This window comes from Kitasatospora sp. NPDC059648 (assembly GCF_042734825.1).
In the GTDB taxonomy this organism is placed as follows: Bacteria; Actinomycetota; Actinomycetes; order Streptomycetales; family Streptomycetaceae; genus Kitasatospora.
Map to the genome: position 1 here is coordinate 14,663 of NZ_JBHWDU010000093.1, position 15,548 is coordinate 30,210.

General features: G+C 74.7%; 13 protein-coding genes. 3 read left to right on the top strand and 10 right to left on the bottom strand.

The window, feature by feature from the left end:
• The first annotated feature begins 536 nt into the window (after window positions 1-536).
• The gene (locus tag ACFV1W_RS34390; protein ID WP_380421191.1) at window positions 537-1,151 is read left to right on the top strand and encodes a phosphatase PAP2 family protein; all 615 of its coding nucleotides are present in this window, start codon (window positions 537-539) and stop codon (window positions 1,149-1,151) included.
• Window positions 1,152-1,156: 5 nt separating this feature from the next.
• Here ACFV1W_RS34390 and ACFV1W_RS34395 read toward each other — a convergent pair whose 3' ends face one another.
• Window positions 1,157-1,495 (bottom strand): DUF2218 domain-containing protein, encoded by a 339-nt coding sequence (locus ACFV1W_RS34395; RefSeq protein WP_380421192.1) that lies wholly within the window; start codon window positions 1,493-1,495, stop codon window positions 1,157-1,159.
• A 166-nt stretch (window positions 1,496-1,661) separates the two neighbouring features.
• Here ACFV1W_RS34395 and ACFV1W_RS34400 point away from each other — a divergent pair, with 166 nt between their 5' ends.
• Complete coding sequence (locus tag ACFV1W_RS34400; protein ID WP_380421193.1) at window positions 1,662-2,207, top strand: MarR family winged helix-turn-helix transcriptional regulator; 546 nt, start codon at window positions 1,662-1,664, stop codon at window positions 2,205-2,207.
• Here ACFV1W_RS34400 and ACFV1W_RS34405 read toward each other — a convergent pair.
• The gene (locus tag ACFV1W_RS34405; protein WP_380421194.1) at window positions 2,098-3,075 is read right to left on the bottom strand and encodes an EamA family transporter; all 978 of its coding nucleotides are present in this window, start codon (window positions 3,073-3,075) and stop codon (window positions 2,098-2,100) included. The genes ACFV1W_RS34400 and ACFV1W_RS34405 overlap by 110 nt on opposite strands.
• A gap of 73 nt (window positions 3,076-3,148) precedes the next feature.
• Between ACFV1W_RS34405 and ACFV1W_RS34410 the strand changes: the two genes are divergently transcribed.
• Entirely contained in the window at window positions 3,149-4,066 is a 918-nt protein-coding gene (locus ACFV1W_RS34410) for a LysR family transcriptional regulator (protein WP_380421195.1), read from the top strand.
• Between the two features lie 22 nt (window positions 4,067-4,088).
• On the opposite strand, the gene ACFV1W_RS34415 is transcribed toward ACFV1W_RS34410, so the two are convergent.
• From ACFV1W_RS34415 to ACFV1W_RS34450, 8 genes are all read right to left on the bottom strand, one after another.
• A complete protein-coding gene (locus ACFV1W_RS34415) occupies window positions 4,089-4,856 on the bottom strand; it encodes a ZIP family metal transporter (RefSeq protein ID WP_380421196.1) in 768 nt (255 codons plus the stop codon).
• 420 nt (window positions 4,857-5,276) lie between these two features.
• On the bottom strand, window positions 5,277-7,028 hold the full coding sequence (locus ACFV1W_RS34420) for a restriction endonuclease (protein ID WP_380421197.1): 1,752 nt from the start codon (window positions 7,026-7,028) through the stop codon (window positions 5,277-5,279).
• A 114-nt stretch (window positions 7,029-7,142) separates the two neighbouring features.
• Window positions 7,143-8,957 (bottom strand): hypothetical protein, encoded by a 1,815-nt coding sequence (locus ACFV1W_RS34425; RefSeq protein ID WP_380421198.1) that lies wholly within the window; start codon window positions 8,955-8,957, stop codon window positions 7,143-7,145.
• A 209-nt stretch (window positions 8,958-9,166) separates the two neighbouring features.
• A complete protein-coding gene (locus tag ACFV1W_RS34430) occupies window positions 9,167-9,814 on the bottom strand; it encodes a YigZ family protein (RefSeq protein ID WP_380421199.1) in 648 nt (215 codons plus the stop codon).
• A gap of 214 nt (window positions 9,815-10,028) precedes the next feature.
• The gene (locus ACFV1W_RS34435) at window positions 10,029-11,318 is read right to left on the bottom strand and encodes a DUF6986 family protein (RefSeq protein ID WP_380421200.1); all 1,290 of its coding nucleotides are present in this window, start codon (window positions 11,316-11,318) and stop codon (window positions 10,029-10,031) included.
• 114 nt (window positions 11,319-11,432) lie between these two features.
• Window positions 11,433-13,088 (bottom strand): DUF2637 domain-containing protein, encoded by a 1,656-nt coding sequence (locus ACFV1W_RS34440; protein WP_380421201.1) that lies wholly within the window; start codon window positions 13,086-13,088, stop codon window positions 11,433-11,435.
• 194 nt (window positions 13,089-13,282) lie between these two features.
• On the bottom strand, window positions 13,283-13,948 hold the full coding sequence (locus tag ACFV1W_RS34445; protein WP_380421202.1) for a LuxR C-terminal-related transcriptional regulator: 666 nt from the start codon (window positions 13,946-13,948) through the stop codon (window positions 13,283-13,285).
• The gene (locus ACFV1W_RS34450) at window positions 13,900-15,309 is read right to left on the bottom strand and encodes a histidine kinase (protein ID WP_380421203.1); all 1,410 of its coding nucleotides are present in this window, start codon (window positions 15,307-15,309) and stop codon (window positions 13,900-13,902) included. The genes ACFV1W_RS34445 and ACFV1W_RS34450 overlap by 49 nt, the downstream gene beginning before the upstream one ends.
• Between the last annotated feature and the right edge of the window lie 239 nt (window positions 15,310-15,548).

A 15,548-nucleotide genomic window follows, 5' to 3' on the forward strand; every position in this document is an offset into this window, starting at 1 on the left:
CACTCCCTCCGCCCCTCCCCCCTCCTGCGTGACACCCCGCCCGTACCCCGGCCCAACCCCCCGCCCGGGGGTATGCCCGCCCAGCCCCACCCGCCCCGTGGGGACCCTGGTCCCCACGGGCCGTTCGGTTCGCCGGGGGCGCCCGCGGGCGGCTCGGGCATGATCGACGGGACCCTCCGGGGGTTGTCCGGAGCGGGGTGAAGATGATGTGCGGAATCGCTGGAGGCGCTCGGCGTGGAAGGGTGGTTGACGTAGTGTCATCACAGATGGACAGCGAGCCTCTGCCATCGGCGGATTCGTCCGCGGAGCCTCCCCGAGGGGCGGGTCCGCGCGGGCACCGCGAGGACAACCAGGCCGCCCCGCGAGGGTCGGCACACACCGAAGGCCGATCGACCGACCGTCCGACCCACACCCCCCGGGGCGCGCGGAACGGCGATCATCAGAGCCGCCCCGGAGCTCTCCCCCCTGCTCCGGGGCGGCTGTCCGCCGTTCCGGGCCGGGTGGCGCGGACGGCCCGGTCGGTGAAGGTGCCGGGGGTGGCGGCGGTGCTGCTGCTGGCGGTGTCCTGGCAGGTGGCGGTGGACGGGCCGCTGCTCGGGCTGGACCGCTCGGTCCGCGCGGCCGTCCGGTCGTCCCACCGGGACCACCCGAGCGCCCTGCTCGACCACCTGGGCCACCTGCTGTCGGATCTGGGCGACGGTGCGCTCGCCGTTCCGGTGCTGCTGGCGGCCGGGGTGCTCGCCGCCCGGTGGTGGCGCCGGGCGGGGGCGGCACGCTGGTGGCTTCCGCTGCCGGTGGCGGCGTCGACCGCGGCGCTGATCCCGCTGCTGGTGGTTCCGGCGAAGGCGGCGTTCGCCCGGCCCGGCCCGCTCGGGGATCCGCTGCTGCCGGGGCAGTGGGGCTGGTTCCCGTCCGGGCACACCGCGACGGCGGCGTTCTCGTACGGCGTGGCGGCACTGCTGCTGGCCCGGGCGGCGGGGGCGCGGACCGGCCGGTGGCTGACCGTGGGGGCGGTGGCGTCGGCGCTCGGGGTGGGTGCGGGGCTGGTGTGGAGCAGCTTCCACTGGCTGCTGGACGTGGTGGCGAGCTGGTGCCTGGCGGCCGTGGTGCTGTGGGTGCTCGACCGGTGGCTGCCCCGGCCCGGCACCTGAGGGGGTCAGGCCTCGGGGGCGTCCTCGTCGTTGCGGTGGACGAGGCCGGCCTCGCCGTTGTCGCGGTGCCATTCGACGACGAGTTCGTCGCGGGCACCGAACCGCACGAGGTGGCGGCCGACGACGTCCTCCAGCTCGGGCAGCTTGTCGCGCTCGCCCTCGACGGTGAGCAGCAGCGCGTCCGCCTGGGCCTCCAGGGTGGCGGTGCCGGCGCGGAAGACCAGGGTGCCGTGGCCGGTCTCCGGGGAGAAGGAGGCCTCGATCCGGCGGCTCATGTGGGCGGCGAGCTGCTTGGCGTAGCGGGCGGGGCGGTCGGTGGCGACCCGGGCGGTGGAAACGGGCATGGATGCTCCATAGGACAGGAAGGAACTTAGGGTCCCCTCACTTAGGAGCACCTTAACGTAGATGCTGAGCTAAGCTCAACATATTTCTCCGACCACTTTCCACCGTCGGCCGCAGGCCCGGGACCGGCCGATACGCTTGGCCCGACGCCAGCCGAGGAGACCGCCGATGACCACCACGCCACCCGCCGGCCCGGCGGACCCCTCCCCCGGCCCCCGGCCCGGCGCCCCCGGCAGCGCCGCCGAACTCGCGGACACCATGACCAGGGCGATCAAGCGGATCCGCCGCCAGACCGGCTGGCGGCTGGAGCCGTACGGCATCACCCCCGGCCAGGCCCGGGCGCTGCGCACGCTCGCCCACGCGCCCGGCTGCGAGACACCGGACCACGCGATGCGGCTGAGCGACCTCGCCGAGAAGCTGCACATCGCCCCGCGCTCGGCGACGACGGTGGTCGACGCGCTGGAGGAGGCCGGGCTGGTCGAGCGCCGCCCCGACCCGGCCGACCGGCGGGCGGTCCGGATCCTGCTGACCGAGGCCGGACGCGCGGCGCTGGAGCGGATCGGGCAGGTCCGGGACGAGGTGGCGCAGGAGTACTTCGGCGACGTCAGCCCCGAGGACGAGGAGGTGCTGCTGCGAGTGCTGCGCGCCGCCGAGGCCCGCTTCCTCGCAGCCGGGCCGCCGCCGCGGACGGCGCCCCCGGGCGCAGCGCGGTGATCCCGATCCCGGCGATCACCAGCACGGCGGCCGCGGCGGCCGTCGGGCTGATCCGCTCGCCGAGCAGCAGCCAGGCCGAGGACATCCCGAACACCGGCACCAGCAGCGAGTAGGGCGCGACGGCGGTCGCGTCGTAACGGCGCAGCAGGTAGCTCCAGGCGACGAAGCCGAACAGGGTGGAGAGCAGCCCGACGTACCCGATCGTGCCGAGCCCGCCGAGGGTCATCCCGCGCAGCGCGCGGAGGTCCGCGTCCGGGCCCTCGACCAGCAGGGACAGGGCCAGCAGCGGCAGCGGCGGGACGGCGCTGACCCAGACCATCCAGCGCAGCGCGTCCGGCGGCGAGGCCCTGCGGGTCAGCACGTTGGCCAGGCCCCAGGCGGCGGCCGCCAGCACGACCAGCACGAAGGCGCCGAACGGGCCGCCGAGGCCCTGGTCGAGGGCGCTCAGGGCGATGCCTGCGAAGGCGGTCGCCAGGCCGAGCAGCCGGCGCCGGCCGGGGCGCTCGCGCAGCAGCACGGCGGCGAACAGCGCGGTGAAGCCGGCCTGGCCCTGGAGCACCAGGGAGGAGAGGCCGGCCGGCATCCCGGCGTGCATGCCGAGGAAGAGCAGCCCGAACTTGACCACCCCGAGGACCAGGCCGACCGCCAGCACCCAGCGCCAGGCCACCCTGGGCGGGCCGACGAAGAAGACGGCCGGGACGGCGACCACGGCGAAGCGCAGGGCGCAGAAGAGCAGCGGCGGGAAACTGTCCAGGCCGACGTGGATCAGGACGAAGTTGAGGCCCCAGACGGCGGCCACCAGGACGGCCAGGGCGATGTGACGGGGACTCATGCTCGCGCCGACCGGAGCGGCGGGGGTTGCGGTCATGGGTCGAGCATGGCGGCGCGGGAACGTGTAGCACCAGCGATGAATTCTGAAGGGAACGCTTTAGGATCGCTGCATGATGGATCTGGGGCGCCTGCGGGCGCTGCACGCCGTGGCGGTGCACGGTTCGGTCGGCGGAGCGGCGGCCGCGCTCGGCTTCACGCCCTCGGCGGTCTCGCAGCAGATCGCCAAGCTGGAGCGGGAGACCCGCACCGTGCTGCTGGAGCGGCAGGGCCGGGGCGTGGTGCTGACCGACGCGGCCCGCGAGCTGGCCGCCACCGCGCGGACGGTGCTGGGGCTGGTGGAGCAGGCCGAGGTGCGGCTGGAGGAGCAGCGCGGGCAGGCGGTCGGACGGCTGCTGGTGGCCGCCTTCGCGACCGGGGCGCGCGGGCTGATGCCCGGGGTGCTGGCCGGGCTGCGAGGGCGCTGCCCGGAGCTGGACGTCCGGTTGCTGGAGAGCGACCCCTACCCGGCGGCGGAGCTGGTGGCGCGGGGCGAGGTGGATCTCGCGCTGGTGCAGGACTGGCCGAGCGTGCCGCTGCCGGTGCAGGAGGGGCTCTCCCGGCTGGACCTCGGGACGGACCCGGTGGACCTGGTGCTGCCCGCCGGGGACGAGCTGGCGGCGCTGGACGCGGTACCGGTGGAACGGCTGTGCGGGCAGCGCTGGATCAGCGTGCCGCCGGGCAACATCTGCCACGACTGGCTGGTCCGCACGCTGCGCGAGGCCGGCGAGGAGCCGGACGTGCTCTACCAGGTCGGCGACTTCGAGACCCAGATCGCGCTGGTGGCGGCCGGTCTGGGGATGGCCGTGGTGCCCCGGCTCGGCCGTGGCCCGCTGCCGACCGGGGTGGCGGCCCGGCCGGTCGCCTCACAGCCGAGCCGGCGGGTGTTCGCGCTCTGGCGGACCCAGGCCTCCCGGCGGCCGGCGATCACCGAGGCGCTGGCGGCGATGCGGGACTGCTGGGGAGCGGTCGAGGAGGCGCAGCGGCGGTAGCGGCGGGACCGGACCGGCGGTGTCAGCTCGCGAGACCGATGACGAGCCACATGAAGCCGACGCCGGCCACCGTGCACAGCAGGGTGCTGCGCGAGGGGTGCGGGCTGTGTGCCTCGGGGAGGATGTCGGAGGTCGCCAGGTAGAGCAGGAAGCCCGAGAAGAAGCCCAGGTAGAGGCCGAGCAGATGCTCCGGGATGGTGAAGGCCAGCGTGATCGCGGCGCCGGAGACCGGGGCCAGCGCGTCGGCCGCGAGCAGGGTCAGCGCCCGGCGCCGGTTGTTCCCGTACAGCCGGGTGATCGTGTACGTGTTGAAGCCGTCGGCGAAGTCGTGGGCGACCACCGCGATGGCCACCACGGTGCCGACGGTGGTGCCGGCCTGGAAGGCGGCGCCGATCGCGAAGCCGTCCATCACGCTGTGTCCGACCAGGGCCAGCGCCGCGGTCAGGCCGATGCCCTGGTGCCCGGAGTGGTGGGCGTGGCCGTGGTGGTGGCCGCCGTGGGTGTGCTCGGCGTACTCGCTCTCGTGGCCGCGGTGAATCGCGACGGCGCGTTCGATCACGTGGATGGTCAGGAAGCCGCCCGCGAACATCAGCAGCGCCTGGGGCACGCCGTGCACCTCGCCCGGTGCCTGGTGGATGGCCTCGGGCAGCAGGTCGAAGGCGACCACGCCGAGCATCAGGCCGGCGGCGAAGCCGAGCACCAGGTGGCGGCGGTCGCCGGTGCGCTGGGCGACGAAGCCGCCGATCAGCGTCATCAGGAACGCTCCGGCGGCGACCAGGACGGCGGTCATCGAGCCGCCTCCGCCGCCGTGGCGGTCGAGGGTTCCGGGAGCGCCGGAGTGGGCGGAGTGGCCGGGCCCGCGGGATGGCCGGTGCCGTCGTGTGGTCTGCCGAGCGTTCTGCCCATTCCTCTTCCCCTGGGGTCCGCCCGTGACCGGGCCGACCGACGACCGTACCGGACGGCCGTTCGACGGTGGTTGCCCGGGGGGTACCGGGGGCTCGGCCGGCTGCTCCGCACGGTCCCGTCGGCCTGGTCCCCTCAGCCTTGGTCCGGGCCCGGAGGGGCGCCCGCCGGGTGGGCCGTCGGAGTGAACTCCCGGTCGGACCGGACCGCCCCCGGTGCGGGGGCGGGTTGCGGGGGCGGGTTGCCGGGGGCAGGTTGCGGGGCCGGTCGCCAGGGGCAGGTTGTGGAGGCCGGTCCCGGGCCTCGGTCAGTGGCCGGCGGCGAGCGGCAGGCCGAGGCGGGTGCGGGCGAGTTCGCGGACGCCGTCGCCGTCGATCAGGTGGATGTGCCGGTGGCCCTCCTCCGCGGTGAGGTCCAGGGCCTCCTCGGCGAAGCGGCCGGTGGTCAGCCGCAGGCCGCGTTCGGCGGACTCCTCACGGACCGCCTCGGCCAGGGTCTCGATCTGCTCCACGCCGACCGCCGCGGTGTCCCTGGAAGCCCAGACCACCCACCGGCCGGGCAGTGCGCTGCCGGGGGTGCCCTCGCCGGTGGCGACCAGCCCGGCCGGGCCGCGCAGCCGTACGCTCCACTCGGCGAGGCCGCCCCGGATCAGCAGGTCGCGCACCAGGTGGGCGAACTCGTTGGCGGACAGGTCGGGCGCGGCCGGGACGGTGGCACCGGCCTGGGCGGCCGGCCGGACGACCGTCCGGGCGTACGGGTCCGGGGTGACGGCGGCGCCGAGCTGGCGCAGCCGGACCAGCGCCTCGTCCTGCTCGGCGTCGGCGTAGACGCCCTCGTCGTCGCGGTCCTCGTACGGGGTCTCCGGCGGCAGCAGCCGGGTGCGGGCCAGCGCGTCCCGGTCGGCGTCCACGCTGAGCAGGCAGAGCGGCTCGGCCGCGCCGGGCTCGCGCAGCCAGCCGTTGAGGACGACGCCGGCGAGTATCTCGTCGGTGTCCACGGCGTCGGCGGCCTGCAGCGAGCGCAGCGCGAGCCGGGCGACCAGCCGCAGGTAGTCGGTGGCCCGGTCCGCGGGCGGACGGGGCACCGGGACGATGTCGCCGTCGGCGGCGAGCCGGTAGCCGGTGAGCGAGGGCACCAGGTCGAGCGGGGGCAGGTCGAGGTCCAGCACGGCGGTGCGGGTGAGCGGCCGGAAGACCGCCCGGCAGGGGGCCGGCAGGTCCTGGGTGGCGGTCTCGGCGGCGGCCAGCGCGCGCTCCAGCAGCGACTCCACGGCCGCCGGTTCGGCCAGCCGGTAGGCGCGCCGGCACTCCTCCAGGCTCTCGTTGTACTCGCGCACCGCGCGGGCCCGGGCCTCCTCGGCGGCTTCGTGGGCGCGCCGGGACTCGTCCGCCGCCGGGCTGCCCGCCTCGGCCCGGCGGGTGCGCCACTCGCGCAGGGCACGCTGGTGGGTGAGCCGGGCCTGGGCCAGTTCCCGTTGGTAGCCGGAGTCCAGCAGCCGGCGGGAGGGGCCGCCCTCCGGGTCGGCGGCGGCCGGCTCGGCGGGGGCGAAGTCCTCCCAGCGGGGCTCCGACCCCTCGTCGACCCCCGGGCCGTCGGCCGGATAGGGGCGGGGCTCGTAGTGGCGCAGCTGGCTCTCGAAGTCCATGGCCGAGACGGGCAGCGCGGCCCGCCGCAGCAGGTCGGCCAGCCGGTCGTGCTCCGCCTGGACGGTGAGCGTGCGGTGGTGGGTGAGGGCGGCGGCCCGGGCGTGCGCCGCGATGGCCTCACCGGGGTCGGTGGAGTCCGGGTCGGCGGGGTGCGGATGGTGGTGGTTCGGGTCCGCGGCGTTCGGGTCGGAGGGATCGGACGGGTAAGAGGGGTCGGGCTGGCTGCCGGGGAACTGCGAGCCGTCCCAGGCGGGGTCCGCGCCGGGGCGGCCGGGCGTGGCCCGGCCCCCGGCATCGTCCGGCTCCGGGCCCTCGTCGGCGCCGAGGTCGCGGAAGACCGAGGCGAGGAAGCCCGGTTGGGGGAACTGGGCGGTGGCGGTGCCGTCGGACTGGCCGTCTGCTGAGTACTGCATCGGTCGTCGTTCCCCCATGCTCGTCCGGCGCCTGCCCGGGGCGACCGACCGGCCCGCGGCCCCACCCCTGCCGGACATTGTCCACCGAACGGGCGCGGCGGTCAGCCAAGCCGGTCAGTTGGTCCGGGTGTTGGTGAGGTGCAGGCCGATGTAGCCGACATAGATCCGGCCACTGCCGGAGCAGTCGTCCAGATAGTGCAGCCGGGGTGCGGTGCGGCCGCCGCCGATCCGCAGGTGCGCGCCCATGAACGCGCGCCGGGAGGCTGCCACGCACTCCGGCACCGGCAGCATCCGTTCGCGCTTCCACTTGGTGTGGCTGAACACCGTCCGGGACTCCCCGCGCACCGCCTTGCGGGGCGGGAAGCGGTGGCAGCCGTCCGGGGTGTGCTCGCACCACTGCTTGAAGTCGCCGCCGGCCGCGCCGCGCACGGCCGCCTCCGCGTACTCCTGCAGGGCCGTCAGGCCGTCCCAGGCGAGCCGGGCCCAGCCGGCACCGGCGCACTGGAGCCCGTCCAGGGCGAGAGCGCTCTTCTGGTCGCCGGTGAAGGTGAGCAGCGGGAACTCGGCGATCCTGGCGAGGAGTTCCGTGAAGGTCTCGGGCTTGGCCGGGCACCCGGCGGACTGGGCGGCGCCGCGACGGCCGGTGCCGCCCGGGCCGGTGCAGTGACGACCGGTCAGGGACGCCCGCGTGCCGGTGCGGAGACGGACCTCGTGGGCCTCCCTGGTCTGGCCGCGGTCACGGCGCTCCAGGTGGAGGGTGTGCCGGACCCGCTCCAGTTCGTCGGCCCTGGCCTGCTGCTCGGCGCGGTCCTGCTGCTCCTCGCGGGCGAGCGCGGCCAGTTCGGCGGCCGGATCGGCAGCCTGATCGACCACCGGATCGACGGCTCGGCCCACGGTCGCGGCCGTGCCCGTTACCGCGAGCGCGGCCCCGGCCCCGACCCCGGTCGTCGGGTAGGCGGCCGGGCGCAACTGCGGGGGCGGGACGCGCAGCACCGGAACGGCGGCCAGCGTCGGCGGCAGCGGCTGGTCGGCGGCGAGGCGGCGCGGCTCCCGGGCGAGCAGTCCGGCGGCGCGGCGGAGGTCCTGCTCTATTCGGCCCCGGGCGAGCACCGGGTGCCGGGCGCCGTCCTGCCGGGAGGCCGGATCGACCTCGGGCAGGTAGGTGCGCACCGCACCGCCGTACACGGTGTGGTACTCCAGCGCCACGTTGAACCCGGTGCGGGCCTCCGGATCCAGCACGTAGGCGGTGGCGAGGCCGGGAAGCTGTCGGCAGAGCGGGCGGACCACCTGCTGGACCCAGTGGTCGAGCGGGAGGTTCACCGGGACGCTGGCGACCACGGTGGGCAGTCGGCGCTCCGGGTCGCACAGCTCGTCGATCAGGTCGTCGACCTCGTCGGCCGTGATCACCCGGGGGACGGGGTGGACGGCGGCCGGGCCGTCGGCGGCGTCCAGCAGCGGGAGGAGGGTGCGGGCGAGCTCGGGGACCGGCACCCGGCAGGGGGTCCGCACCCCGCTGCCGGTGTGGTGGGTCTCGGCCTCCAGCCGGAACCAGGTGGGGCCCCCGGCGCCGGTGGCCACGGTGAGGGTGAGCTGTCGGGTACCGTGCGGGGCCGGGGTGCGCAGGCGGCGGCGGTCGTAGCGGCCGGCGCCCGGGCCGCCACGCAGCGGTCCGTGGTCGCGGTCCAGCAGGACGCGCTCGCCCAGACGCAGGCGTTCGGCGGCGGGGAGCGCTCCCGCTGCGGCACCGGAGATGGGCGGGGGCTCCTCGCAGCCCTCCTGCTTCAGCCAGGAGGCGAGCTGCTCGTCGGCCAGGGCGACGGCCTCGGCGTGCGGGAGGGCGGTGGTGACGGTCATCCGGTAGGGGGTCGCGGGGCCACGGGCGCCGGGTAGGTCGGCACCGGCGGGCGACGGCGAGCGGTCTGAGGTCATGCACATACCTCCGCGGTGCGGGGTGGGGTCTGGTGTCCTCCATCGATGGTTTTCGTCCGGTTCGACCGGATCCTTGCCCAGGAAACGCCACGGCCCGGAGCGGAAGTTCCAACTCCGGGTCACGACGCTACGTTCGAGTGAATCTGTTCAAGACGTCTTCCGCGTGGCGCAACTGCTCGGCTACGGGAGGGGACCCAGCGGACCGGGCATCAGACCGGCACCTCGACGTAGGTGCGGCCGGCCGGTACCGCCACCGCCGTACCCCCGGTCGCCTCCGCCAGCCAGGTGTGGAACCCGGCCACCTCCGGCTCCGGCACGCCCACCTCGATCCGCACCCCGGCCGCCTCGTACGCGAGGCCGCTCACCGCGTACCCGGCGGCCCGCAGGTCGTTCTCCACCCGCCCGGCGCGCACGTGGTCCGCCGTCACGGCGAGCAGCGCGACCGGTCGCCGCTCCAGCAGACCGACCTCGTCGACCGCCTCCGACACCGCGTTCCCGTAGGCCCGCACCAGACCGCCCGCACCGAGCTTGATCCCGCCGAAGTACCTGGTCACCACGGCTACGGTGTCGGTCAAGCCGCGTCGGCGCAGGACCTCCAGCATCGGCACCCCGGCCGTGCCGCCGGGCTCGCCGTCGTCGCTGGAACGCTCGCGACGCTGGTCGTCGCCGACCACGAAGGCGGTGCAGTTGTGCCGGGCGTCCCAGTACTGCTTCCGGATGCCGGCGATGAAGGCCTGCGCCTCGTCCTCGTCGCAGACCCGGGCCAGGTGGCAGATGAAGCGGGACTTCTTGATCTCGGTCTCGTGGCTGCCGGCCCGCCGGATGGTGAGGTACGGCCTGGCGGTCGGTTCCGGCATGACGGACATGGCGCGGTGGTTCTCCCGGGAACGGCGACGGCTGGCGGCGCACACCCCGGCGTCCGGGGCGGCACTGCCAGCCTAGGGTGTGCCTTCCGGAGCACGACGGGCGGTCGCCGGATCGGCCGGGACCGGGAGGTGGCCGGGGTCGACGGCCGGGTCAGCAACCGGGCTCAACGGCCGGGTCAGTAGCCGGGGACGGGCGGGCCGGGGGTCAGCGGCCGGCGAGCGCGTCCAGCCGGGCGCGGTCCAGGCCGGTCAGCGCGGTGACCTCGGCCGGGTCGACGGCACCGCAGTCCAGGCCGCGCAGCAGGTAGCCGCTGAGCGCCCGGGCGGTGGCCGGCTCGTCCATCACGTCGCCGCCCGCCTTGGCGACGTACGCGGCCAGCCGGGCTGCGGCGGTCGCCAGGCCCTCGCGGTAGAAGGAGTACACCGCGACGTAGCGGGTCGGCAGGTGCGCCGGATGCATGTCCCAGCCCTGGTAGTAGGCGCGGGCCAGGGAGCGGCGGACCAGGTCGTGGTGGAGCTTCCAGGCGGCGTGCACCTGCTCGGCGGAACCCGTGGGGATCACGTTGGTCGAGCCGTCGGAGAGCCGGACCCCGGTCCCGGCCGCGGCCACCTGCATGACCGCCTTGGCGTGGTCGGCGACCGGGTGGGCCATGCTCTGGTAGGCCGCGCTGACGCCGCAGGAGGCGCTGTAGTCGAAGGTGCCGTAGTGCAGGCCGGTGGCGCGGCCCTCGGCGGCCTCGATCATGAGGGCGACGGTGGCGCGGCCGTCCGGGCCGAGGATCGCCTGGGTGGTCTCGATCTGGATCTCGAAGCCGATCCGCCCGGCGGGCAGCCGGGCCCGGCGCTCGAAGTCCTCCAGCAGTCGGACCAGCGCGGTGACCTGCTCGGCGTAGGTGACCTTGGGAAGGGTCAGCACCAGGCCCTCGGGCAGGCCGCCGTTCGCCAGCAGGGTGGCGAGGAACAGCTCCAGGGTGCGGATGCCGCGGGCGCGGACGGGCGCTTCCATGCACTTGATCCGGATGCCGAGGTAGGGCGGCGCGCTGCCCTCGGCCACCGCGGCCGCGACCAGCTCGGCGGCCCGGACGGCGGCGGCGTCCTCCTCGGCGTCCGGGCGGGGGCCGTAGCCGTCCTCGAAGTCGATCCGCAGGTCCTCGACCGGCTCGCGCTCCAGCTTGGCGCGCACCCGGGCGTGCACGTCGGCGAGCAGTTCGTCGTCGGCGACGCCGAGGGCGCGGGCCAGCTCGGCGGGGGTGCCGGCGTGGGTGTCGAAGACATCCAGGGCCTGGCGGCCCCACTCCCGTACGGTGTCGGCGCCGAAGGCGTCGGCGGGGACGTAGACGGTGTGGACCGGCTGCCGGGTACCGGAGTCGCCCGGATAGCGGCGCGCCAGGTCGGCGTCCACCGGGGCGAGCAGCGCCTCCACGGCGTCGCGGGCGGCGGCGGAGAAGGAGGCCTCACCCGTCGGTCCGGTTCCGTCGACCTCGACCTGCGACATCCGCACTCCTCCATGCCGAACCAGCGCTTCAACAATCTGTTGAGGCGAACGTAGCTCCGGTGGGGTCCGGCGTCAATGGCCGACCGAGCGGTGGACGGCCGGTGTCGGTGCGGCTCAGTCCCTTCCGGCGGCGGCGTACCGGTCGCGCAGCTGCGGGTAGAGCTCGGCGACCTCCTTGGGGTGGACCGAGCCGTCCGGCCCCTTGCCGGTGATGCCGTACTCGGCGGTCAGCCAGGCCGCGAGGCGCGGCGGGTCGGGCTGGTGGCCGTGGTTGTCGATGTAGGAGACCAGGGCGTCGTAGGCGATGTCCTGGTCGAGCGGCACCGCCTCCGGGTGGGGTTCGGTGTGCGCGGCTGGGGCGGGCTCCTCGGCCGGAGCGGGCTGCTCGGGCTGGGCGTGGTGCTCGCCCTGGGCGGCCGACTGACGGTACTGCGGCTCGACGGTCGACTCGGCCTGCGGCTGCGGGGCGGCCGGGTGCTGGGACTGCGGCCGGGGCGCCGGCGCCGGGTGAGCGGGGGCGGGGGCAGCGGGGGCGGACGCGGCGGCGGGGACGGGCTCATCGGCGCCCGGGCGCGGCGGCTTGAACCACGGCGAGGCCTGGCCGGGCACCCGGCCGCCCGGGGCGGCGTCGACCGAGTGACCGGTGGTACGGACCGGACGCGCGGTCCAGACGTTCAGCTCCTCGCCGCGCCCCTGCGGGGCACCGTTCTCCGCCTCCTCCGGCTCATGGGCGACGCGCAGCCGGACGGCGTGCAGCTTCGCCAGCATCGGTGCGGCGACCTCGGGCGACAACGGCGCGGCGGCAGCGGGACCGGGGGCCTGGGACTGGTCCTGGACGGAGTGTCCGGCCTGGGCCGGCTCGGGCTGGCTCTGCTGCAGCTGCTGGTCCTGCTGGAGCTGCGGCTGGTGAGGCTGCCCCGGCTGGGTCCGCTGGGCCGCGTGCGGCCGGGCTCCCGCGGGAGCGGCGGCCGGATCGCCGACCGCCGGCACCGCCGGGGCGATGGCCGCCGCGGTCCGGTTCTGCTCGACCGGGGTTTCGAGCTCCTGGGGCCCCTGCCCCGCCAGGGTCTCCTTGGTCTCGCGCTCGCGGGCCTCCTCGTCCAGCCGGTCGAGCAGCGACGGGTCCAGGGGGACACCGAACTTGGCGAGCTTGAGCGGCAGCAGCGCCTGGATCGGGGCCGAGCGACGCCAGCCACGGCCGTAGCGGAACCGCAGCTGGGCCCGGTAGACCAGCCGGTTCTGCTCCAGCCGGATGACCTCGTCGTAGGAGCGGAGCTCCCAGAGCTTCATCCGCCGCCAGAGCCGGAAGGTCGGCACCGGGGAGAGCAGCCAGCGCATCACCCGGACCGATTCCATGTGACGGTCCGCGGTGATCGCCGCGATCCGGCCGACCGCGTGCCGGGAGGCCTCGACCACGACGACGAACAGCACCGGGATGACGGCGTGCATCCCCATGCCGAGCGGGTCGCCCCAGGAGGCGGCCGCGTTGAAGGCGATCGTGGCGACGGTCAGCAGCCAGGCGGTCTGACGCAGCATCGGGAAGGGGATCCGCAGCCAGGTCAGCACCAGGTCGAGGGCGAGGAGCACGACGATGCCGGCGTCGACGCCGATCGGGAAGGCATAGGAGAAGGCACCGAAACCCTTCTCCATGGCCAGCTCGCGCACCGCGTTGTACGAGCCCGCGAAGCCGATGCCCGAGATGATGCAGGCGCCGGCCGCGACCAGGCCGAGCAGGCCGCGGTGAGCCTTGGTGAGCGTTGGGCGTGCCATTACGTCTATCAACCCCTGGATGTCGGCTGCTGCCGTACGGGCCTCGGCTGCCGGTTCCCGTCAGTCGGGCCGCCGGACGGCTGAGCAACCTCCGGGCTCGGCCCACCGGAGTTTACTCGTACGCCTGTTCCGGCTGTTCCGCAGCCTGGACTGTCGCCGTACGGCCGCCCCGCACGTCCGGGCCGGTCGGACCGTCAGCCGCTCTGCCCCGTCGTTCCGTTGAGGTGGGCCAGGACGGCCATCACCCGGCGGTTGGCGTCCTCGTCCGGGGCGAGTTCGAGCTTGCTGAAGATGTTGGCGATGTGCTTGGCCACGGCGCCGTCGCTCACCGACAGGCGGGCGGCGATCGCCGAGTTCGAACAACCCTCGGCCATCAGTTCCAGCACCTCGCGCTCGCGCGGGGACAGCCCGAGCAGCGGGCCGGGCCGGCGAGAGGTGGTCTGCATCAGCTGGGCGATCACGTCCGGGTCCATCGCCGTCCCGCCCGCGGCCACCCGACGGACCGCGTCGATGAACTGCCCCGCGTTGAACACCCGGTCCTTCAGCAAGTAGCCGATCCCGCCCGTGCCGTCGGCCAGCAGCTCCCGCGCGTACAGCTGCTGGACGTGCTGGGAGAGCACCAGCACCGGCAGGCCCCGGATCTCCCGGCGTGCCTTGAGCGCGGCCTGGAGCCCCTCGTCGGTGAGCGTCGGGGGCAGCCGGACGTCCACCACCGCCACGTCCGGGCGGTGGGTCAGCAGCGCCTCCAGCAGCTCTGGGCCGGTCTCCACCGCGGCGGCGATGGTGAAGCCGTGCGCTTCCAGCAGACGGATCAGGCCTTCGCGGAGGAGGTAGAGGTCCTCGGCGAGGACAACTCGCACGGCAACTCCAAGGTGATGGTGGTGGGACCGCCCGACGTGCTGTCGATGGCGAGGACACCGTCGAAGGTACCCAATCGGCGCTCGATCCCGCGCAGGCCCGTGCCCCGCGAGGGATCCGCCACCCCCACGCCGTCGTCCGTCACCGTGATCCGCAGGAACCCTGCCCGGTACAGGATGTCCACCCACACCTGCTCCGCCCCCGAGTGCTTGGCCGCGTTGGCCAGCAGCTCGCTGATGCTGAAGTAGGCGGCCGCCTCGACCGGGGCCGGCAGCCGGTCCGGCAGGCTCACGAACACCTCGGTCGGCAGTGCGCTGTCCAGCGCCAACGCCCGGACGGCGTCGCCGAGTCCGCGCTCGGCGAGCACCGGCGGGTGGATGCCGCGGACCAGGTCCCGCAGCTCCTGCAGCGCCCGGGCGGAGGACTGCCGCGCCTCGGAGAGGAGTTCCCGCGCGGCCTCCTGGTCGGTTTCCATCAGGTGCTCGATGGTTCCCAGGGTCATCCCGATCGCCACCAGTCGCGCCTGGGCACCGTCGTGCAGATCGCGCTCGATCCGCCGCAACTCGGCCGCCTGGCTGCCCACCGCGTCCGCCCGGGTCTCGGTCAGCTCGGCCACCCGCTTGGCCAGCTGGGCGTGCGTCGCCCGACCGTCCTGGTCCAGCACCCTGCGGGCGGCCTCCGCGTACCCGCGCACCGCGTAAGGGGCCAGGAGTATCCCGGCGAGGACCATGCCGATCCCCACCAGAAGACTCAGCGCCATGGACGTCATCCGAGGGCTCATCGGACCGAACGCGTCCGTCGGCACCGGGCCCGACAGTGCGAAGGCCGCGCCCAGCACCAGCAGCAGGCCCACGGCACCGCCCAGGACCACGGCCAGGACGGGATTCACGACCAGCCAGAGCAGTTCGGCGCGGGTGGTCCGGTCACGCAGGCCCCAGTGCACCAGCTGCGCGTACTTCGCGACCGTCCGCGAGCGGTGGTACGAGTAACCCGTCCACCAGTGCCCGCGTTCGTCCGACTCCAGCTTCGGCAGCGGACCGTAGACCGCCGGCAGGCGGATGCCGTACCAGCGCTGCAGGAACCCGCGGGTACGGTCCGCGGTCCGACGGACGCAGGCAGCGGCCACCGCGGAGCCCACGACCGCCGCGACCGCTAGGGCCACCAAGGTCGCCGCGTAGTAGTACTCCAAGAACCGGGACGTCACCACCCCCGAGAAGATCGCGGCCCCCACCGGCAGCACGGACCCCGGTACCGCGCCCAGCACTGCCTGCGCCAGCCGGGCCAACCCCTGGCCGCCGGCCTGGAGGGCCTCCCGCATCTGAGCACGCACGGACGTGCCGCTCGTACGAGTCTCTGTGGTCACGCAAGCTCCTGATGCCGGTACCGATCGTCCTTCATCAGTGTTCACGAACGACCCGCTCGGGACACTGGCCATGGCACCCCAATTCCGGGGTGGACCTAGCACCACCTGTCGGTGGCGGGAGCAACACCTGACTGTTCAGACGGTCCGGAAATGCGAAAAGCCCCTGATCCGATGGATCAGGGGCTTTTCTGAATGATTGTTCGGCGGCGTCCTACTCTCCCACAGGGTCCCCCCTGCAG

Excerpts from the sequence above, each read along its gene's own strand:
- ACFV1W_RS34420 (WP_380421197.1), bottom strand. The coding sequence starts at position 7,028 with ATGCAGTACTCAGCAGACGGCCAGTCCGACGGCACCGCCACCGCCCAG.
- ACFV1W_RS34430 (WP_380421199.1), bottom strand. The coding sequence starts at position 9,814 with ATGCCGGAACCGACCGCCAGGCCGTACCTCACCATCCGGCGGGCCGGC.
- ACFV1W_RS34410 (WP_380421195.1), top strand. The coding sequence starts at position 3,149 with ATGATGGATCTGGGGCGCCTGCGGGCGCTGCACGCCGTGGCGGTGCAC.
- ACFV1W_RS34425 (WP_380421198.1), bottom strand. The coding sequence starts at position 8,957 with ATGACCTCAGACCGCTCGCCGTCGCCCGCCGGTGCCGACCTACCCGGC.
- ACFV1W_RS34435 (WP_380421200.1), bottom strand. The coding sequence starts at position 11,318 with ATGTCGCAGGTCGAGGTCGACGGAACCGGACCGACGGGTGAGGCCTCC.
- ACFV1W_RS34440 (WP_380421201.1), bottom strand. The coding sequence starts at position 13,088 with ATGGCACGCCCAACGCTCACCAAGGCTCACCGCGGCCTGCTCGGCCTG.
- ACFV1W_RS34405 (WP_380421194.1), bottom strand. The coding sequence starts at position 3,075 with ATGACCGCAACCCCCGCCGCTCCGGTCGGCGCGAGCATGAGTCCCCGT.
- ACFV1W_RS34400 (WP_380421193.1), top strand. The coding sequence starts at position 1,662 with ATGACCACCACGCCACCCGCCGGCCCGGCGGACCCCTCCCCCGGCCCC.
- ACFV1W_RS34415 (WP_380421196.1), bottom strand. The coding sequence starts at position 4,856 with ATGACCGCCGTCCTGGTCGCCGCCGGAGCGTTCCTGATGACGCTGATC.
- ACFV1W_RS34395 (WP_380421192.1), bottom strand. The coding sequence starts at position 1,495 with ATGCCCGTTTCCACCGCCCGGGTCGCCACCGACCGCCCCGCCCGCTAC.